At 64.5% G+C, this 18,619-nt stretch carries 24 protein-coding genes and 1 pseudogene; 13 read left to right on the forward strand and 12 right to left on the reverse strand.

Annotation, left to right across the window (positions count from 1 at the left end):
• Positions 1-125 precede the first annotated feature (125 nt).
• Positions 126-539 (forward strand): rhodanese-like domain-containing protein, encoded by a 414-nt coding sequence (locus tag IVB32_RS23770; RefSeq protein WP_018454122.1) that lies wholly within the window; start codon positions 126-128, stop codon positions 537-539.
• A gap of 222 nt (positions 540-761) precedes the next feature.
• Positions 762-1,613, forward strand: coding sequence for a 3-mercaptopyruvate sulfurtransferase (sseA, locus tag IVB32_RS23775; RefSeq protein ID WP_018454123.1), 852 nt, complete (start codon positions 762-764; stop codon positions 1,611-1,613).
• A gap of 2 nt (positions 1,614-1,615) precedes the next feature.
• Here the strand turns inward: sseA and IVB32_RS23780 are convergent, their stop codons facing one another.
• The gene (locus tag IVB32_RS23780; RefSeq protein WP_018454124.1) at positions 1,616-2,458 is read right to left on the reverse strand and encodes a hypothetical protein; all 843 of its coding nucleotides are present in this window, start codon (positions 2,456-2,458) and stop codon (positions 1,616-1,618) included.
• A gap of 321 nt (positions 2,459-2,779) precedes the next feature.
• Here IVB32_RS23780 and IVB32_RS23785 point away from each other — a divergent pair, with 321 nt between their 5' ends.
• On the forward strand, positions 2,780-3,970 hold the full coding sequence (locus IVB32_RS23785; protein WP_247294976.1) for a L,D-transpeptidase family protein: 1,191 nt from the start codon (positions 2,780-2,782) through the stop codon (positions 3,968-3,970).
• A gap of 156 nt (positions 3,971-4,126) precedes the next feature.
• A complete protein-coding gene (locus tag IVB32_RS23790; protein ID WP_247370184.1) occupies positions 4,127-5,095 on the forward strand; it encodes an NAD-dependent epimerase/dehydratase family protein in 969 nt (322 codons plus the stop codon).
• A 4-nt stretch (positions 5,096-5,099) separates the two neighbouring features.
• Here the strand turns inward: IVB32_RS23790 and IVB32_RS23795 are convergent, their stop codons facing one another.
• On the reverse strand, positions 5,100-6,062 hold the full coding sequence (locus IVB32_RS23795) for a D-2-hydroxyacid dehydrogenase family protein (protein WP_247294971.1): 963 nt from the start codon (positions 6,060-6,062) through the stop codon (positions 5,100-5,102).
• Between the two features lie 104 nt (positions 6,063-6,166).
• Entirely contained in the window at positions 6,167-6,382 is a 216-nt protein-coding gene (locus IVB32_RS23800) for a hypothetical protein (protein ID WP_018454129.1), read from the reverse strand.
• 232 nt (positions 6,383-6,614) lie between these two features.
• On the opposite strand from IVB32_RS23800, the gene ettA reads away from it, so the two are divergent.
• Both ettA and IVB32_RS23810 read left to right on the forward strand, forming a co-directional pair.
• Positions 6,615-8,264, forward strand: coding sequence for an energy-dependent translational throttle protein EttA (ettA, locus tag IVB32_RS23805; protein ID WP_018454130.1), 1,650 nt, complete (start codon positions 6,615-6,617; stop codon positions 8,262-8,264).
• 7 nt (positions 8,265-8,271) lie between these two features.
• Positions 8,272-9,498: a lytic murein transglycosylase gene (locus IVB32_RS23810; protein WP_247370185.1), complete on the forward strand. Its 1,227-nt coding sequence runs from the start codon at positions 8,272-8,274 to the stop codon at positions 9,496-9,498.
• Between the two features lie 87 nt (positions 9,499-9,585).
• Here IVB32_RS23810 and IVB32_RS23815 read toward each other — a convergent pair whose 3' ends face one another.
• A complete protein-coding gene (locus IVB32_RS23815; RefSeq protein ID WP_007613695.1) occupies positions 9,586-9,870 on the reverse strand; it encodes a hypothetical protein in 285 nt (94 codons plus the stop codon).
• Positions 9,871-10,082: 212 nt separating this feature from the next.
• Entirely contained in the window at positions 10,083-10,427 is a 345-nt protein-coding gene (locus IVB32_RS23820; RefSeq protein WP_018454132.1) for a hypothetical protein, read from the reverse strand.
• 136 nt (positions 10,428-10,563) lie between these two features.
• On the opposite strand from IVB32_RS23820, the gene IVB32_RS23825 reads away from it, so the two are divergent.
• From IVB32_RS23825 to bfr, 3 genes are all read left to right on the forward strand, one after another.
• On the forward strand, positions 10,564-10,860 hold the full coding sequence (locus tag IVB32_RS23825) for a hypothetical protein (RefSeq protein ID WP_247411666.1): 297 nt from the start codon (positions 10,564-10,566) through the stop codon (positions 10,858-10,860).
• Between the two features lie 161 nt (positions 10,861-11,021).
• A complete protein-coding gene (locus tag IVB32_RS23830; protein WP_026232673.1) occupies positions 11,022-11,294 on the forward strand; it encodes a (2Fe-2S)-binding protein in 273 nt (90 codons plus the stop codon).
• A gap of 133 nt (positions 11,295-11,427) precedes the next feature.
• Positions 11,428-11,916, forward strand: a complete 489-nt coding sequence (gene bfr / locus IVB32_RS23835) for a bacterioferritin (RefSeq protein WP_018454135.1) — start codon at positions 11,428-11,430, stop codon at positions 11,914-11,916.
• A gap of 83 nt (positions 11,917-11,999) precedes the next feature.
• Here bfr and IVB32_RS23840 read toward each other — a convergent pair whose 3' ends face one another.
• The 4 genes and pseudogenes from IVB32_RS23840 to IVB32_RS23855 form a co-directional block, all read right to left on the reverse strand.
• Complete coding sequence (locus IVB32_RS23840) at positions 12,000-12,602, reverse strand: MSMEG_1061 family FMN-dependent PPOX-type flavoprotein (RefSeq protein WP_026232674.1); 603 nt, start codon at positions 12,600-12,602, stop codon at positions 12,000-12,002.
• Positions 12,603-12,653: 51 nt separating this feature from the next.
• Positions 12,654-12,846: pseudogene (locus IVB32_RS23845) on the reverse strand (hypothetical protein); the annotation flags it as partial.
• Between the two features lie 67 nt (positions 12,847-12,913).
• Positions 12,914-13,258, reverse strand: coding sequence for a hypothetical protein (locus tag IVB32_RS23850; RefSeq protein WP_085351861.1), 345 nt, complete (start codon positions 13,256-13,258; stop codon positions 12,914-12,916).
• Between the two features lie 145 nt (positions 13,259-13,403).
• Positions 13,404-14,495, reverse strand: a complete 1,092-nt coding sequence (locus tag IVB32_RS23855; RefSeq protein ID WP_247294969.1) for an alpha/beta fold hydrolase — start codon at positions 14,493-14,495, stop codon at positions 13,404-13,406.
• A 125-nt stretch (positions 14,496-14,620) separates the two neighbouring features.
• Here IVB32_RS23855 and IVB32_RS23860 point away from each other — a divergent pair, with 125 nt between their 5' ends.
• Positions 14,621-14,887, forward strand: a complete 267-nt coding sequence (locus IVB32_RS23860; RefSeq protein WP_018454139.1) for a DUF2277 domain-containing protein — start codon at positions 14,621-14,623, stop codon at positions 14,885-14,887.
• Between the two features lie 96 nt (positions 14,888-14,983).
• A complete protein-coding gene (locus IVB32_RS23865; RefSeq protein ID WP_018454140.1) occupies positions 14,984-15,199 on the forward strand; it encodes a hypothetical protein in 216 nt (71 codons plus the stop codon).
• A 9-nt stretch (positions 15,200-15,208) separates the two neighbouring features.
• Here IVB32_RS23865 and IVB32_RS23870 read toward each other — a convergent pair whose 3' ends face one another.
• The 3 genes from IVB32_RS23870 to IVB32_RS23880 all read right to left on the reverse strand — a co-directional run bounded on the left by IVB32_RS23870 (position 15,209) and on the right by IVB32_RS23880 (position 17,071).
• Positions 15,209-15,724, reverse strand: a complete 516-nt coding sequence (locus tag IVB32_RS23870) for a collagen-like protein (RefSeq protein WP_247294967.1) — start codon at positions 15,722-15,724, stop codon at positions 15,209-15,211.
• Positions 15,725-15,837: 113 nt separating this feature from the next.
• Positions 15,838-16,086 carry a helix-turn-helix domain-containing protein gene (locus IVB32_RS23875; RefSeq protein ID WP_018454141.1) on the reverse strand — a complete coding sequence of 83 codons (249 nt, stop codon included), beginning with the start codon at positions 16,084-16,086 and terminating at the stop codon, positions 15,838-15,840.
• A 217-nt stretch (positions 16,087-16,303) separates the two neighbouring features.
• The gene (locus tag IVB32_RS23880; protein ID WP_247294965.1) at positions 16,304-17,071 is read right to left on the reverse strand and encodes an SDR family oxidoreductase; all 768 of its coding nucleotides are present in this window, start codon (positions 17,069-17,071) and stop codon (positions 16,304-16,306) included.
• Positions 17,072-17,182: 111 nt separating this feature from the next.
• On the opposite strand from IVB32_RS23880, the gene IVB32_RS23885 reads away from it, so the two are divergent.
• Positions 17,183-17,668: a molecular chaperone DnaJ gene (locus IVB32_RS23885; RefSeq protein ID WP_018454143.1), complete on the forward strand. Its 486-nt coding sequence runs from the start codon at positions 17,183-17,185 to the stop codon at positions 17,666-17,668.
• Positions 17,669-17,729: 61 nt separating this feature from the next.
• Complete coding sequence (locus tag IVB32_RS23890; protein ID WP_085351857.1) at positions 17,730-18,272, forward strand: transposase; 543 nt, start codon at positions 17,730-17,732, stop codon at positions 18,270-18,272.
• Positions 18,273-18,619: the final 347 nt, after the last annotated feature.

Raw genomic sequence — 18,619 nt, forward strand, 5'->3', positions numbered from 1 at the left:
AGTCCTTTGCGCATCGAAGTCCCCCGTGCCGAATCAACTTGGCACCAGGGAATCAGAACTCGCTAATTAGGTACAGACCCTAGCTCGCGCTCCGCGCCGGGAATGACTACAAGAGGGAGAACCACGTGCCCCAGACCATCACCCGTGGCATCAAGGCGCTGATCGACGAGGCCAATGCCGAGATCGAGACGCTCACCGCCAAAGACGCCATCGAGATCTCCAAGAACGGCGACGTCGTCATCGTCGACATCCGCGATCCCCGCGAGATCGAGCGCGACGGCCGCATCCCCGGCGCGTTCGCCTGCACCCGCGGCATGCTCGAATTCTGGATCGATCCGCAGAGCCCTTATGCCAAGCCGGTGTTCCAGGAGGACAAGAAGTTCGTCTTCCATTGCGCCGGCGGCTTGCGCTCTGCGCTCGCCGCCAAGACTGCGCAGGACATGGGCCTCAAGCCCGTCGCCCACATCGCGGGCGGCTACGCCGCCTGGCGCGACGCCGGCGGGCCGACCCAACAGTGGGAGCCGAAGAAGAAGGGGTGAGGGTGCTGCGCTGCCGCTCCAATCTCCGGCGTCATTCCCCGCGAAAGCGGGGAATCCAGTACGCCGCGGCCTCTCGGCTCAATTACAATCGCCTCTGGAATACTGGATCGCCCGGTCCTAGTGCGCAATTGCGCACTGGCCGGGCGATGACAGCGGAGTTGGATGCGCACTGCTTCAACCTCGCTCACGTTGCGCTCGCCCGGAATAATAGAAAGATCTCGCATGCCCACCGATCCCCTCATCTCTACCGAATGGCTCGCCGCCCACATCAATGACGCCAACGTCAAGGTGCTCGACGCCAGCTTCAAGCTGCCGGGTGTGCTGCCATTGCCGAAGGACGATTATCTCGCCGCGCATCTGCCGGGCGCGGTGTTCTTCGACGTCGATGCGATCTCGGACCATTCCAACCCGCTGCCGCACATGTATCCGAGTGCCGAGCAGTTCGGCCGCGACGTCGGTCATCTCGGCATCTCCAATGCCGACACCGTCGTGATCTATGATGCCGGCGGCTGGGTCGCTGCTCCCCGCGCGTGGTGGATGTTCCTGGCTTTCGGGCACGGCAATGTGCGCATCCTCAATGGCGGCCTGAAGAAGTGGCGCGCCGAGGGGCGTCCGGTCGAGAGTGGCGAGGCGAAGCCGAAGCCTGCGACGTTCACGGCCAGCTACGATTCAAAACGCGTGCGCAGCATGCAGCAATTGATCGCCAACGTCGAAAGCCGTGCCGAGCAGGTGATCGACGCGCGCGCCGCCGACCGGTTCGAGGGCCGGGCGCCGGAGCCGCGCGCAGGCATCCGCTCCGGCCATATCCCGGGCGCGCGCAACGTGCCCTACAATCTCCTGTTCGACGCCGCGACCGGCACGATGAAGCCGCTTGATGATCTCCGCGCTGCCTTTACCAACGCCGGCGTCAGGCTCGATGCGCCGATCGTGACGAGCTGCGGCTCCGGGGTCTCCGCCGGCGTGCTGACATTGGCGCTCTATCGCCTCGGCATCACCGACACCGCGCTCTACGATGGCTCATGGTCGGAATGGGGCCAGGAAAAGGGACCGCCGATCGCAACCGGGCCGGCGTAACCCTACTGACGTGCGCGCGCGGTCGTCGTTGCGGCGAGCGTGGGTTGCGGTTGTCCGAACGGATCGAGTTGCTGAACCGGCGGCGGCGCGCGCCAGACAATGCGGCGGCGCTTCTTGACGCGATGCGCCCGCGGCTTGGTCGCCTTGCTCTCCGGCGACCTGCTGTCGGCCTTAGAGCCGGCCTTGGCCTTCGCCGGCGGACCCTCCCAGGCCGTGGTCGCCGGGTCGTTCAATGCGGCGAACTTCGCGCTCGCCATGTCGAACCTGGACGAAGCCGAGGCTCCGCTGGGGGCGGCAGGTGTTGGTTTGCTCGCGAGAGCGATCGAAACGGGCTTGGCCTCGGCGATGGATGCGCTGGCGTCGGCCGGAGTAAGCGTGTTGCTTGAGGCCTGCACCGCGGCGTCCGTCGTCGTCTCGGCCTTGGTCTTCGCATTGGCCGGTTCGGCCGGGACGTCAGCCGGAGGGGCAACGACCTGCGGCTGACCGTCGGTCTCAGTCGTCAGCGCGACCACTTGTTCGGGCTCGCTCATCGGCAGTGCGATGGTCGGGACTTGATCGCGCAGCGACGGCGTCGGATCGGTGGCCGCTTCCGGCTCGGCGCGGAGGACCGCGAGCACCGGCTGGGCCGGCTCGGGAGCTTGTGCAAACACCTGCTCCTGCGGGCCGTTCCGCCAGGAGGGGTTGCTGACATACTGCTCGTGGCTCGCCCGCAGCAGCGCGGCGGCGCCCAGGCCGAATACCAGGATGGAGGCTGACAGCAGGATCGCGGCAAACAGGAAGCGAAAGCCGGGAAGCATCGAGGGATTGCGAATTTCCGCCCCGGCGGTGAAGTGGCCAGGGCCCATGAGCCATCTGAACGCGGTGACGGTACTGCTTGCCGCGTTCGCCACGCGGGGATCGAAGCTCAAAGCGGAGGCGAATCAGGCTGATTCGAACATACCGCAACGATTCCGCGCCGTTCCGTAAAAAACGGAGCCGGCGACTCCGGCGATCTCGGGCGTGGGCTGATTTTCGCCCCATGATGCAAGGAGGCAACGGTAGTCTTGCGGATCACAAATCGGCAAATCAGGCACAAATCCGCCTGTAATGTCTTGAATGTGCCGCTATCTTCCGTCATCTGGCCGTTAACGGTCCGGACGGGGCCCGAGGACTATACAAGAGCGATGATGATCAAACATTTTCTGACGATATGCGCTGCCGCAACAGTCGCTGCGGCGGGAACCTCGCTCGCACAGGCCCAGAGCTATCCGGTCCAGCAGGCGCCGAGCTATGGCGGGCCGCCGGCCGAATATCGGCCCGGCGACCGCGCGCCGAGTTTCGACGCGCTCGACGATGAAGATGACGCGATGCCGCAGGCAGCGCTGCCGCCGCCCGGTCCGGATCCGCGTTACGGCCGTCCGCCCGGCGCTCCCCCGGTGTATTCCGCCGCGCCGCCGCAGGGTCCGGTGATGTCGCCCGATGATCCCCGTTATGGCCGTCCCGCAGGTGCCCCCGTCTACTCGGCCGCGCCACCGCAGGGTCCCGTGACGTCGCCCGACGACCCGCGCTACGGCCGCCCTGCCGGCCCGCCCGCGGTGATCTACGCCGATCGTCCGACTCAGGCGCCCGGCAGTGACGGCCTGCGTCCGCCCGAGGCGGTCGGTGGTCCCGCCGCGACCGGAACGGTCCAGGCCGGGCAGCCGCCCGTTGGTGCCGACGGCCGGCCGATGGTGATCGCGTCGCTGCCGCCCGAGGAGCAGCCTGACGCTGCTCCGGCGCAGCTGCCGCAGAACCTGCGCCGCCAGGAGGTCTCGCTGGCGACCAAGGAGCCGGCCGGAACACTCATCGTCGATACCCCGAACACCTATCTCTATTACGTGCTGGGCAATGGCCGTGCGATCCGCTACGGCGTCCGCGTCGGCCGCGACGGCTTCACCTGGACCGGCGTGCAGAAGATCACTCGCAAGGCCGAGTGGCCGGATTGGCATCCGCCGACCGAGATGATCGAGCGCCAGCCCTATCTGCCGCGTTTCATGGCCGGCGGTCCCGGCAATCCGCTCGGCGCCCGTGCGATGTATCTCGGCTCGACCGTCTACCGCATCCACGGCACCAACCAGCCCTCGACCATCGGCAAGTTCGTGTCGTCCGGCTGCATCGGCATGCTGAACGAGGACGTCTCCGACTTGTTCGATCGCGTCAAGGTCGGCACCCGCGTGGTCGTGATGCCGGGTGGTCCGCCGCCGGGAACGGCGACCGCATCCGCCGCGCCCATGCCCGGCACTGCCGGCCCCGCACCAATGGCCGCGCAGGCCGGCCCGGTCGGAGGCACCCAGCTGACAGTGGTGCCGCCGCTGCCCGCGCCCGTCACCGTGCGCTGAATCGGCTTCGCAAGAATTGATCTGATGACGGCGCGTGGCCTTCGGTCACGCGCCGTCATCATTTGACGCATGCGTGCAAGTCTCACTTGCGCATACTTGAACGGCTCCGCACCTCGATTACGTCCGGGAGGATTGCAACGAATTGAGGAGCACAGGATGCGCATCTTTGTTGCGGGCGCGACCGGCGCGGTCGGTCAGTATCTTGTTCAGGCGCTGGTCGCCGCGGGTCATTCGGTGATCGGCACGACACGGAGTGCGGCAAAAACAGACCTTGTGCGGCGATTGGGTGCGGAGACGGTCGTTGCCGACGGCCTCGATGCCGACAGCATGCGCGCTGCGGTGATTGCGGCAAAGCCCAACGCCGTCATCCACCAGATGACAGATCTCGCGGCCGCCACGGACCTCCGGCATTTCGATCGGGCTTTCAAGCGAACCAACGAGCTCCGCACCCGCGGAACCGACATTCTGCTCAACGCCGCGCGCGAGGCCGGCGCCAAGCGCTTCATCGCGCAAAGCTTCTGCGGCTGGACCTTCAGTCGCGCCGGGGGAACGGTCAAGACCGAGACCGATGAACTCGACTCGAATCCACCGCGAGAGCTGCGACGCACGCTTGAGGCAATCCGCTATCTGGAGCGAATCGTCACCGCTTCGACGAAGCCGGAGGGCATCGTGCTACGCTATGGATTCTTCTATGGACCCGGCACCGGCACGCTCTCGCCGGCGATGATCGACCAGCTGCGCCACCGGCGTGTGCCGGTAATCGGTGACGGCGGCGGCACGTGGTCGTTCATTCACACCGAAGATGCAGCCTCTGCCACGCTCGCCGCGCTTGAACGCGGACGCACCGGCAGCATCTACAATATCGTCGACGATCATCCGGCGCCGGTGAAGGATTGGTTGCCCGCGCTGGCCGAACTCCTCGGTGCCAAGCCGCCGCGTCACATCCCCGCCTGGCTCGGGCGCCTGCTTGCGGGCGAGCATATGGTTGCGATGATGACGGAGGTGCGTGGAGCCTCCAACGGCAAGGCCAAGCGCGAGCTCGGTTGGCTGCCGGCGCATGCCTCCTGGCGCGACGGCTTTGCCGATGCGGCACGGCAGCCCATCAGCCAGCGCTCGGCGGCCTGAGGCATCACGCCAGCTTGCGCGGCAGCTCACTGCCCTTGGTGAAGGCGTCGATCGCCTCGACCATCTGGCCGTAATGGATGCGCAAGCCGTCCTCGGTGGCGTAGCCGAGGTGCGGCGTCAGCACGAGGTTGTCGAGCTTGCGGAAGGAATGGTCCGTCGGCAGCGGCTCGACCGAGAATACGTCGATGCCGGCGCCTGCAATCCTCTTCTGCTGCAACGCCTCGAGCAGCGCCTGCTCGTCCACGATCGGCCCGCGCGCGGTGTTGACGAGGAAGGCCGTCGGTTTCATCCGCGCGAGATCGGAAGCCCCGACCAGCCCGCGCGAGCGCTCGCTCAGCACCACATGGATGCTGACGATGTCGGCCTTGGCGAACAGCTCCTCCTTGGTGGCGTAGCCGACGCCGGCATCCTTGCACTTCTCCGGGGTCAGGTTCGGGCTCCAGGCGATCACGTTCATGCCGAACGCCTTCGCGATATCAGCCATCTTGCTGCCGAGCTTGCCGAGCCCGACGACGCCGAGCGTCAATCCCTCGATCTCGACGCCGGCAAAGGCCTGCCAGGGCTCGCCCGCATGCATGCGCGCGTTCTCGCGGCCGATGCCGCGGGTCAGTTCCAGGATCAGGCCCATGGTGAGGGGCGCGGTCGGATCGCGCGAATATTGCGTGCCGCCGATCGTGACGCCCCGCGCCTTGGCGGCCTCCATGTCGATCGAGGCGTTGCGCATGCCTGACGTCAGCAGGAGCTTCAGCTTCGGCAGGCTTTCGAACAGGCTCTTGGGGAACGCGGTGCGCTCGCGCATCGCGCAGACGATCTCGAAATCAGCCAGCGCGCTCGCCGCGGCCTGCTCGGAGGCGAAGGGATGGCTGAACACGGTGACGTCGATGCGGTCGGACAGGCTTTGCCAATCGGCGACGTCGAGGGCGAGGTTGAAATAGTCGTCGAGAATTGCACAGCGCAGCCGCGTCATCAGCGTTCTTCCATGGCGAGAGGTGGAACCAGGCCATGGTTGCGCGCAATCAGGACCGTGCGCAAGCCGTTCGCGTCTTCAAAAATCCGACAGGTGATAAAGGCTCAGAGGTCGCGGGGCTTGAGCCGGAACGGCGCATTCATGCCGTGCTTGGCGCGCCAGGCCGGGCCGGGGCCGCGCATGTAATGCAGTTCGGGCCGGTAGGGGTTGAAAGCGGTGGCAAAGAAGCGCTTCCAGAAGCCCTTGATCTCCGAGGCAAATGCGGAGGCGCTGCCGGCTTCCGCCGGAACGGGAAGGGAGTTGGTCTCGATCATGGCCATGACGCTGTCTCGCTGTGCTCCCCTTCATTCTGAGCGGGTGGCGCTGTTTCCGCGCGAAACCGAGCTTTGGCCTGATTTATTAAAAGATGGTTTCAATTGTCCGGATCGGCGGCGGGATGGTGTCCGTCCCGTATTCATCCGTGGTGAACGGAGGGAAAACATTGCCCTTTCGGGGCGGGATCGCTACATCGGCGGCAAGCAAATTTCCTCAAATCGAAGGTTTTCGGGACCGATGGCGCGCCAGTTCATCTATTTCATGCAGGGCCTGACCAAGAGCTACCCGACCCGGAAGGTGCTCGATAACATCCATCTGAGCTTCTACCCGGACGCCAAGATCGGCGTGCTCGGTGTCAATGGCTCGGGCAAGTCGACGCTGCTCAAAATCATGGCCGGCCTCGACAAGGAGTACAACGGCGAGGCCTGGGTCGCCCAGGGCGCCCGCGTCGGCTATCTCGAGCAGGAGCCGCATCTCGATCCGGCATTGAGCGTGCGCGAGAACGTCATGCTGGGCGTCGCCAAGCAGAAGGCCATCCTCGATCGCTACAACGAGCTGGCGATGAACTACTCCGAGGAGACCGCCGACGAGATGACCAAGCTGCAGGACGAGATCGAGGCCCAGGGCCTCTGGGATCTCGACAGCAAGGTCGACCAGGCCATGGACGCGCTGCGCTGTCCGCCCGACGATGCCGACGTGTCGAAACTCTCCGGCGGTGAGCGCCGCCGCGTCGCGCTCTGCAAGCTGCTGCTCGACCAGCCCGAGCTTCTGCTGCTGGACGAACCGACCAACCATCTCGACGCGGAGTCGGTGTCGTGGCTGGAAGGCCATCTGCGCAACTATCCCGGCGCGATCCTGATCGTCACCCATGACCGCTACTTCCTCGACAACGTCACGAGCTGGATTCTCGAGCTCGATCGCGGCAAGGGCATTCCCTACGAGGGCAATTACTCGTCCTGGCTGCAGCAGAAGCAGAAGCGGCTCGAGCAGGAGGGCCGCGAGGACGCTGCGCATCAGAAGACGCTGGCCCGAGAGCAGGAATGGATCGCGTCCTCGCCGAAAGCCCGCCAGGCCAAGTCCAAGGCGCGCTATCAGCGCTATGACGAACTGCTGAAACAGGCGAGCGAAAAGCAGACACAGACCGCGCAAATCACGATTCCGGTGGCCGAGCGACTCGGTCAGAACGTGGTCGACTTCGAAGGGCTCAGCAAAGGTTTCGGCGATCGCATGCTGATCGACGATCTCACTTTCAAGCTGCCGCCCGGCGGTATCGTCGGCGTGATCGGCGCCAACGGCGCCGGCAAGACCACGCTGTTCAGGATGATCACCAAGCAGGAGGAGCCGGACAAGGGCACCATCACGATCGGCGAGAGCGTTCATCTTGGTTACGTCGACCAGTCGCGCGACGCGCTCGATGGCAGCAAGAACGTGTGGGAGGAGATCTCCGGCGGCAACGAGCTGATCCTGCTCGGCAAGAGGGAAGTCAATTCACGCGGCTATTGTTCGTCGTTCAACTTCAAGGGCGCCGACCAGCAGAAGAAAGTCGGCGCGCTCTCCGGCGGTGAACGCAACCGCGTGCACCTTGCGAAAATGCTGAAATCCGGCGCCAACGTTCTGCTGCTCGACGAGCCGACCAACGACCTCGACGTCGACACCCTGCGTGCGCTCGAAGAGGCGCTGGAGGATTTCGCCGGCTGCGCCGTCATCATCAGCCATGATCGCTGGTTCCTCGACCGCATCGCGACCCACATCCTGGCCTTCGAAGGCGACAGCCATGTCGAATGGTTCGAGGGCAACTTCCAGGACTACGAGAAGGACAAGATGCGCCGGCTCGGCCAGGACAGCATCATCCCGCACCGCGTGAAGTACAAGAAGCTGACGCGGTGATCTCAAAATGATGCGGCGGGTGCTGATAGCTGCGGTGATCGCTATCACCTGCGGCCTGTCGCCCGCGGGCGCTGCCGACGCCGCCTTCGCGCAGTTCATCGCCTCGCTGTGGCCGGAGGCGGAGGCCGCCGGCGTGTCGCGCGCGACGTTCGAGCGAGAGACGCGCGGGCTCGAGCCGGACTACAAGCTGCCGGATCTGATCCTGCGGGGGCGTCCCGCAACGGGGGCGCCGTCACAGGCCGAGTTCGTGCAGGTGCCGGCCGACTATGTCAGGGAAGCCTCGATCGCGCGGCTTGCGGGCGAGGGGCAGCGGTTGCTGCAAAAATATCGCCCCGCGCTGACCGAGATCGAGAAAAACTCCGGCGTGCCTGCTACCGTGATGCTGGCGATCTGGGGCCGCGAGACCGACTATGGCCGCTATACGCTGCCTTACGATCTCGTCCGCGTGCTGGCGACGCAGGCCTATGTCGGCCGCCGCAAGGACAGCTATCGCAACGAGTTCATCCTCTCGCTGAAAATTCTCGGTGACGGCGTAGTGACACGCAAGGACATGCGCTCGTCCTGGGCCGGTGCGACCGGGCTCACGCAATTCCTGCCGTCCGAATATTACAAGCATGGCGTCGATTTCGACCGCGACGGCCGCATCGACATCTGGCACTCGGTGCCGGATGCGCTGGCCTCCGCCGCGCAGCAGCTCGTCAACAAGGGCTGGCAGAGCGGTGTACGCTGGGCCTACGAGGTGCAGGCACCGGCCAAAGTCGATTGCACCGCCGGCGTGCCCGAGGTGACGAAGCCGATCGGCCAATGGCTGCGCGAAGGCTTTGTACCGGTGCGTGGACAAAAGCTCACTGCCGCCGAGCAGGCACAGCCGGCCTCCCTGCTGCAGCCTGAAGGCATCTACGGCCCGTCCTTCCTGACCACGAAGAACTACTTCGTGATCAAGGAATACAATTTTTCCGACCTCTACGTGCTGTTCGTCGGACATCTCGCCGACCGCATGACGAGCCCGCAACCGTTCGCGACCCCATGGTCTGCCTCGAAGCAATTGCGGACCAAGGACCTCGAGGCGATGCAGCGGGGGCTCACGCGCGTCGGGCTCTACAAGGACAAGATCGACGGCAAGGCGGGCATGCAGACGCGCGCTGCGCTCGGCGCCTACCAGAAGTCGGCAGGCCTCAAGGTCGATTGCTGGCCGAGCGAAGAGGTGCTGCGCTCGATCCAGGCGGCGCGATAGGCGCAGGGCTGGCTAAAAGAAAAAAAGCCCGGCCGAGGTGCTCGGCCGGGCTTCGATCGCGGCGCTCATGAACGCCATGCGGTCAGATCAGTAGCAAACGCGAACCGGGCGGACGGTCCAGCCGTAGCCATCCCAGTAGCGCTGGCGCTGCCAGTAGCAGGGCGGGGGCGGCGGGCCGGGCTCGGCCACATAAACCGGTCCACCATAGGCGGGACGGCTCGATGCGATGGCGCCGCCGACGATCGCGCCGCCGATCAGGCCGGCTGCGATGCCGACGCCGACCCCGTCATGGGCCTGGGCGGACGGCGTGGCGGTCACCAGCGAACCGGCGATCGTCGCAACCGTGAGGGCGGCAACTAAAGTCTTCTTCATACTCTTGGCTCTCCTGAGAGATGGATGCTCCTTGTTAGGAGCGCCCGGGGTTCAAAGGTTCACGCAGACTCTGATGGAATTGGCCTTGCAGCTAGGAAGCGCGCAAATGGTCAATCCGCGGTAAACGCACACGGAGCTGTGACGAGAAAAAGCGGTCTTTTTCAGGCCCCTAAATGGACGGCGCATCTGGAATGAGCCGGCTTGGGGCGACTTCAGCCACAGACTCTGGCGCGGCGGACGCGCCAGGCATAACCGTCCCAGAAGCGCTGCTTCTGCCAGACGCAGCCGTTGCCGTAATAGTCGTCCGCGACGTAGCCCGGGCCCGGCGCATAGTAGCGCGGCGGATAGTAGCCGGCGCCATATCCGGGACCATATGCGTAGCCCGGGCCAGGGCCTGGCCCGTAATAATACGGAGAGGCCAGCGCCCCACCGACAATGGCGCCGCCGATGATTCCGGCTGCCACACCCGCGGCGACGCCGCGTTGCGCCTGGGCTGGTGTAATGGCGCTAAGGGCCACAGCGGCGACGGCAGCAATTGCCAGGAGCGACTTCTTCATTGGCTGACCTTTCGAGCAAACACGCGGGAACTCTTTGAGGGTAAAGTTCCATACTTCGTTTGAATGATCAATGAACGGCACCTTTGCCGGGGCGACCAATCGGTAGGGACCGCAGCCCAGCCAGGGGAGGGCGACGATGGGTAACGCGATGATAAATGCATTGATCGCTGCCGGGATCGTCTTCGCGATCGGCTACGGCTGGATTACCCATCTCCAGAACCGCGGCCAGCGCGGCTCCCGCGCCGGGGCCAGCGTCAATGGCGGCGGCGACCCCGCCACCGGCACGAGCGACGGCTTCTCGTTTGGGAGTTGGTTTTCCAGCGATAGTTCCGGCTGCGCGACCGACGGCGGCAGCTGTTCCAGCAGCGATAGCGGCAGTAGTGGCGGAGATTGCGGGGGCGGCGGCGATGGTGGAGGCGGTGGGGGCGACTAGGTCCGCCGCAATCTTGATCCAGTGCAAGGCCCTATTTTAGAGCCGTTCTAGGCTGTTTCCGGGCTAGTTTGGAATAGCTTCAAATTCCGCTTTTTCCTTTTGCATCCGGCCGGCCCCTTAAATATCGATGATGGCGCATCACCAAAGGGCCTGCCGCTTCCATGATCGTTTGTTCCTGTAACGTGCTGAGCGATGACGACATCCGCGCCGCCGTCGCCGAGTCCGACGACGCTGTGCGCCATGCCAAGCAGGTCTATGGGTGTCTCGGCTGTAGCGCCGAATGCGGCCGCTGCGCTCGGACGATCAAGACCATTATCGACGAAGCGCTTGGCACCTGTGCCACGTCCTGCTGCTCCGGCTGCCCGCACAACCACACTGTGGCGGCGAACGACGAGACGGCCCAGCCGGCCGAGTTCGCCCTCGCGGCCTGCTGAAATGCTCCGCAACCCTGGCTGAGCTTTTCCCCGGCTGCGTCCCCGTAGCCGGTTGCTCCAGTCTTCAAACTCATTTAGAAGCGTTCTAAATTCGGTTTACGGCCGATTTGGACTGCAAGAGCTGGAGTGAACCATGCAGGGCGACGCAAAAGTTATCGACTATCTCAACAAGGCACTGCGTCACGAGCTGACTGCGATCAACCAGTATTGGCTGCACTACCGCTTCCTCGACAATTGGGGCCTGCGGGACATGTCCAAGGTCTGGCGCAAGGAGTCCATCGAGGAGATGGAGCACGCCGATAAGCTCACCGAGCGAATCCTGTTCTTCGACGGCTTCCCGAACATGCAGGTGCTCGATCCCTTGCGCATCGGCCAGAACGTCAAGGAGATCATCGAGTGCGATCTCGCCGCCGAGATGAGCGCGCGGGCGCTCTATCAGGAAGCGGCGACCTACTGCCACAGCGTCAAGGACTACGTGACGCGTGATCTGTTCGAGAAGCTGATGAGCGACGAGGAGCACCACATCGACTTCCTCGAGACCCAGCTCGACCTGATCGGCCGCATCGGCCTCGAACTCTACACCCAGAAGCACGTTGGCGGGCTCGAGGGGGACGGGCATTAGTTCGGCGCGTTAGCGATGGCACAACTCCGTATCGGCCTGATGCGCGATTGCGCACCAGGCCGGGACGACAGCCTGGACGCCAGCTACAACTGCGTCTTGTAGAGCTCTTCCACGATCTCCTGACTCTGCGGCTCACCAAGGCCGGTCTGCTCGTGGACCACCTCGACGATGCTCGGCATCACCGAGCGCGGCACCTTCTCGGACGACCAAAGCTTCGAGCGCATCAGTGCCTTGCCGCAGTGGAAATAGACTTCGCTGACGGCGACGTTCAGCACCGCGCGCGGCGACTTGCCAAACTCCACCATCGAGGCGAGCAGGTCCGGATCGGCGGACAGCGAGCCGCGGCCGCCGACGCGCAGCGTCTCGTCGATGCCGGGGACGAAGAACAACAGATGCACGAAGCCCGAGCCCTCGACGACATTTCGAAAACTGTCGATCCGGTTGTTGCCGGAGCGATCAGGCATCAGCAGCTGGTTGGGGCCGGCGACGTGGACGAAGCCAACGCCGCCGCCGCGTGGTGAGGCATCGACGCTGCCGTCCGCTCCCGATGTCGCGAGCACGCAGAACGGCGACATCTCGATGAATTTCTTCGCATGCGTGTCGATTGCGGGGCGCGCTTTCGCGATCACGCGCGGGCTCGGCTGGGCATAGATGGTGGCGAGGTCTTCGGCGCAAAGATCAGTCACGAAGGTCTCCCTGGTGGAATGCCCCGAGAATATCATCTCTCGGCCCGATCGCTATCCCCCTTTGTCACGCCGCCGCGTCCAGTCGATCACGCCAGCGCAGTTCAGAGCCCACCAGATCAGGACTGGCTGCAGCGCCAGCCGCGGCCCGTGATAGAGCCAGCTGTTGGGGATGGGTGGAAGGTCGATGGCCCTCCAGGACCTGCTTGATGCTTGCCGCCCACACGCAAGGCGGATAGAGCGCGAGCTCGCGTTCAGTCGTTCACAGGAGCTATCGGCCGAGCTAGCACGCGCCGCGTCGAGGCGCTATCGCGCTACACCGCATCCGCCGGCACGAAGCAACTGATGATGATGGCGCCGCGGTGACGGACGTACCACACCACGGCCTGGCCGACCGGATTGCCGCGGTCGCGGATGATGGCGCGCTCGGGCACCTCCATCCATTGTCCCTCGATCGGCACCCAATAGGCACCGCTGCGCACGTCGTACTCCGTGCGATGGCCGTCGGAGACGTCACAGCAGGGCACGCCGTTCGGTGCGATCACGCTCTTGAACCAGGCGCGGATGTCGGGCGGGACGTGATCATATTGCCCGTTGTCGAACGCGAACGCGGCGCCCGTCAGTGCGGCCAGCCAAACGCACAGTGCGAGCCTGTGCATGCGATCCTCCTCATCGCGTGTCGTGCCGTTGGCGCGCGATTATCCCGCGCGTCGATTCGGACATCGACGCAATTAAGCCCGAGCCGTCAGCGTAATGCATGCTCAAATAATATGCGGGCTAGACGGCCGTTGATGCGATGCAAAATCAGCGGCGCGCAGATTCGATCGTTTGCTGCGGCGCGGCTTGCAGAAATTGCTGGACCTGCTCGCTGTAGAATTTGGCGTTTCCGGTGGTGCCGTGGCCGCGCGTCTCGGTGCTTGCCGGGATGAGATACAGTTTGCTGTTCTTCACCCGCGTCATCGCAGCGTCCGTGATGCCGGTCTCAGGCGGGTTGCGTTCGTCGTCGGCTGAATTGATCAGCAGCAGCGGCGCTTCGATGGCCTCCAGCTTCTCGCCGGCATTGTAGTCATGCGAAGACTCCCACTGGTAGACGAAGTCGTTGGCATCTGCCGTGATCGGCATGGCCAGCCGCTCGTCGACGATCTTGTCGGCCTTCGCCGCCGTCGGCGCCTGCGATTGATAGGCCAGCGTTCCACCGATGCTCGCGATGCCGTAGGCGGTGATGGCGTATTTCATCATGCGCGGCTGGCTGGTGTAATTCCCGCCGTTGTAGTCGGGGTCGCTGCGGATGGTGTCGAGCATGATCCGCCGCAGCATCCAGTTTCGGGATGCCATCTCGGTCGGCTGCGAGGCCATCGGGATCAGCGCGTCCATCGCCTTCGGATATTTCTCGCCCCACAACCAGGTGTGCATGCCGCCCATCGAATTGCCGATGACGAGCCGCAGATGCTTGACCCCGAGCCCTTCCGTCACCAGGCGATACTGGGCCTCGACCATGTCGTTGTAGTCGTATTTCGGGAAGCTCGTCTTCATCCCGTCGGACGGTTTTGACGATTTGCCATGACCGATATTATCGGGGATGATGATGTAATATTTGGAGGCATCGAGTGGCTGCCCCGCGCCGAACAGCTCGCCGGCAAAGGCTGATGACAGCATGCTCGCGCCCGAGCCGCCGGTGCCATGCAGCACCAGGACCGGCTGGCCGCTCGGCTCACCCACGGTTGTGTAGTGCAGCTTCAGCTCCGGCATGGTCTCGCCGGTGTGGAACTTGAAATCCCTGGCGATCCAGGCGCCCTGCTTCGGCGTCGGATAATCGGCCGCCCATGCGGATGTCGAGATGGCCGCCAACGAGACGGACAACAGGATGGCTGACAGCGCCGCGCAAGAAGCTTTCATGTCGATTTCCCCCGTGCGGCTCTGGTCGGCGGCCGCGTTGCGGCGGAACTTAGCAGAACTGTCCGGAAGGATGTAGGATTTCGTTTTCGCCGGTCGTCCTTGAGGGAAAGGTCAGGAGAGACTGCATGTGCCGCAACATCAAGACGCTGTTCAACTTCGAGCCGGAGGCGACCGAGGATGAGATCCACGCCAGCGCGCTCCAGTTCGTTCGAAAACTGTCTGGCTTCAACAAGCCGTCGCAGGCCAACGAGGCGGCCTTCGATCGTGCGGTGGCGGAGGTCTCGGAGGCTGCGCGAAAACTCCTGACGTCGCTGCACACCCATGCGCCGGCGCGTGATCGTGAGGTCGAAGCGGAAAAGGCCAAGGAACGTTCGCGGCTGCGGTTCGGTTAGGCGGCTCGAAGGTCCGTTCCGTGACCTGCCTCACGGTGACAACGGTCTCAGCGCGCGATGATGTTCGCCGGGCTTTTGACACCCCGGAGCACGACCATGAGCCGCCCCCTTCTTCCGCTGAAAGCAGGTGCCATCGTTTTCACGTTGCTGTGGACCGCGTGGATGACGTGGTGGAGCGGCTCGTTCTCGAGCGCGAACGTCGTGATCCTGGCCTTGTGCGGCGCAGCGGTCGGCTATCTCTGGTACCGCGCCATGCGCTGGCAGTTCGAGCGCATGGGCATGCTGCCGCGACGCGAGAATGGGACGAAATAGATTCGTCCGTCAGTCCTTGTGGCCGTGCTTCTTCTTTTTCTTCTTCTTCCTGTGATCGCCTTCGCTGTCCTCGTCTTCGTCATCGAGGGGCGCGTCGTCGGTCTCCTGCACCGCGGCTTCCAGCGCCTCGCGCTCGGCAGCCTCATGCTCGCGCTGGCGGCGGCGTTCGTCCCAGGCGTCGAGCAGCTGATCGAGCCACGGCAGCACCTGTTCGATCGACGGAAGTTGGCCCGGAGGTCCGGCTTCACCACGCGGGCCTTGCGGCCCCGCCGGCCCTTGCGGCCCGACAGGTCCCTGTGTCCCCGGCGCCCCGCGCGGTCCCGCTTCGCCCTGCTTGCCTTGCGGGCCGGGCTTGCCCAGCGGTCCGGGCTTCCCGATCGGCCCCGGCTTGCCCTGAGGTCCTGGCTTGCCACGCGCGCCATCCGGCCCGCGCTTGCCCGGATGACCCTGCGGTCCCGGCCGCCCCGGTTCGCCCTGCCGTCCGCGCGGTCCCTGAGGTCCCTGCCGTTTTTGTTCGTCTGCCACGCCGCTGCTCCCTCGACCGGAAGCAAGCTAATTAGCGGCGTTTGACGACAGCGGCAATTCCGCCCGGGCTCGCGCCTGGGCATGATCAACACCAATCGGCGGCACATCGCGCGCTAGTCGTGATAGGCCGGCACCTCTATGCCGGAGGCGGCATAGAGCCTGATCTTGTTGCGCAACGTGCGCACCGAGAGGCCGAGCACGCGTGAGGCGCGCGTGCGATTGCCGTCGCAGCGGGCGAGCGTCTGCAGCACGAGCTCACGCTCGACCTCGTCGACGGTCGCGCCGATCAGCAGCGGAACGATCTGGTTCGGTGAAAGGACATACGCGCCCGGTTCGGACGCAGCGACATGAACAGTGGTCATCGACACACTCCCCGATCAACGCCCGCTTCCGTCTTTGGAAGCGGATCGAGAACAAACGACCCCCAAGCCGTAGATCTACGGTGGGCGGGTTTGGTTAACGAAAGGTTAACAGCGGGCGATCGCACGAATTGACCTTGGGAATGCCGCCGCGCCGCCGCGATTGGCACGGATTGCATATTCCTGCGAGCATACCCCGCAAAGCAGGCATCCCTCCCGCTCACACCGTCCGGTATCCGCCATCCACCATCACGATCGTTCCCGTGACGTAGGCCGACATGTCCGACGCAAGGAAGATCGCGGGACCCACGATGTCCTCGGGCTTGCCGGTGCGCGCCAGCGGGGTGTGATCGACGAAAGCCTGCACCAGCGCCGGATTGGTCGCACGCACATTGGCGTTGATGTTAGTCTCGATGAAGCCCGGCCCGATTGCATTGACGCGCACGCCCTCCTTGCCGAGCTCGACCGCGAGCGCCTTGGTGAAGCCGAGCACGCCGTGTTTCGAGGTGGTGTAGGCCGCCGAGCTCGGCGTGCGCAGATGCACGAAGGACTGGATCGATCCGATATTGACGATGCGGCCCTTGGCTGCTCGCAAGGGCGCGAGGAACGCCTGCGTCATGTTGAAGACGCCGTTGAGGTTGAGCGAGATGATGTCATTCCAATCCTTCGCCACCGTCTCGGTATCGGCGGTGAAGGCGTTGCGGCGGGTGATGCCGGCATTGTTGACGAGGATCGAGACCTGCCCGACCTTGTCGGCGACTTGCCTGGCGAGCGCGAAGCAGTCGTCGCGTCTGGTGACGTCGAGTGCAAAGCTCTCGGCCTTGCCGCCGGACTTGCGGATCCCCTCGGCGGCTTCCGCGACCGTGTCGGCGTTGACGTCGAGCAGCACCACCTGCGCGCCCTCGCGGGCGTAGCCGGCCGCGATGGCCCGGCCGATGCCCGAACCGGCGCCCGTGATGACGGCGATATGGTTTGCGAGCAATGCCATGACAATTTCCTCCCGATTTCTTTTCGAAGTTTCATGAAAGGCTAACTCGAAATTAAGGGGTCGGAAACGGCGCCCTTGGCATACTGATCTTGATTGCTAAACGTTGCGCGCATGATGGAACGGCTCGAATCCTGGAAACTCGCACTCGAACGCCTGCGGTCGGTGGACGGCGCCGATTGGGCCGAGGCCGGACGGCTGGTGGCCGAGATCGCGCGGATGAGCACCGATACCATGCTGCGTCAGGCCGCCGAGCAGGCGCTTCCTGTGCTGCGCCAGGCCGTGGACAATGACGATCACAGCGTCACGCTGGCGGCACGGCGCCGTCTCGGCGTGGTGCTCGATGTCGTTCACGACCTGACCGCGCCGCGCTTCGGGCGCCGCAATGCTGCGCCGAAAAAATTGTCCAGCGAGGATCGTGCCCGCAAGGTGCTCGGCCTGCCGCTCGCGGTGCAGCTCACCTGCGAGGACATCAATCAGGCGTATCGCCGCGCCGCCAAGGGCATGCACCCCGACCAGGGCGGCAGCGCGGAAGCGTTCATCGACCTCGCCGCCGCGCGCGACCTCCTGATCCATCCCGGCGCGTACAAGGACGCGTGAGGGCTCATGTGCTATCCTGTAGCCCGGATGAGCGAAGCGACATCCGGGACGGGTCTAGCCCATGGTTTTGTATCGCAGAAATTTTCTTCCCGGCGGCACCTACTTTTTCACTGTAGCGCTCTTCGACCGCAGATCGACCATTTTGATTGAAAACGTTGGCGCCCTGCGTGATGCCTTCCGGGCCGCTCGCAGGGAGCGCCCGTTCGAGGTCGATGCGATCGTGATCCTTCCGGACCATTTGCATGTCGTCATGAGCCTCCCGCCGCATGACGCCGATTTCGCGGGACGTTGGCGAAGGATCGAGGGGCATTTCAGCAGCGCACTACTGCATGCGGGTATCGACGTAGCCCGCCACTCCAATGGAGAATTGGCTCTGTGGCAACGACGCTACTGGGAGCACACGGTTCGCGACGAAGATGATTTCGCCCGCCACGTGGATTACATTCACTTCAACCCCGTCAAGCATCGCTACGTCCAGCGCGTTTGTGATTGGCCGCATTCGTCCTTTCACCGATATGCGCGGGCGGGATTGCTCTCGGAAGACTGGGCGGGCGATGCCGGCGAAAGTGGGATTGCTTTCGGTGAGCGAGCCCAGGGAGGCTGACCGGGAATTCCCGAATATCGCTTCGCTCATCCGGGCTACGGACGTCAGACTTGGAGTCGGACGCTGGTGCGCCCCGGACAAGATGTGAGTGGGTCCGCCAACCGGCCAGGTTCAAAGCGTGTGCGCGGAAAATGCGTGACGTCGGCCGAAAAACCGGTGGTCCGTCCAAAAGAAAAGGGCGGTCCGCTTGCGCGATCCGCCCTTTGAAATCCGGTCTGTCGCCTCACGCCTAGAGCGTGCAGCGGCGCTCCGCGCGCAGCTTGATCTGGAGCTCCGAGGCGGCCGTGAAGGTCGGGAGCGGCTTGCTGACGACCTTGTAGGTCGACACGCCCCACTGGAACGGCTTG

Origin of the sequence: Bradyrhizobium sp. 23 (assembly GCF_023073295.1) — a bacterium.
Classification (GTDB): Bacteria; Pseudomonadota; Alphaproteobacteria; order Rhizobiales; family Xanthobacteraceae; genus Bradyrhizobium; species Bradyrhizobium canariense_D.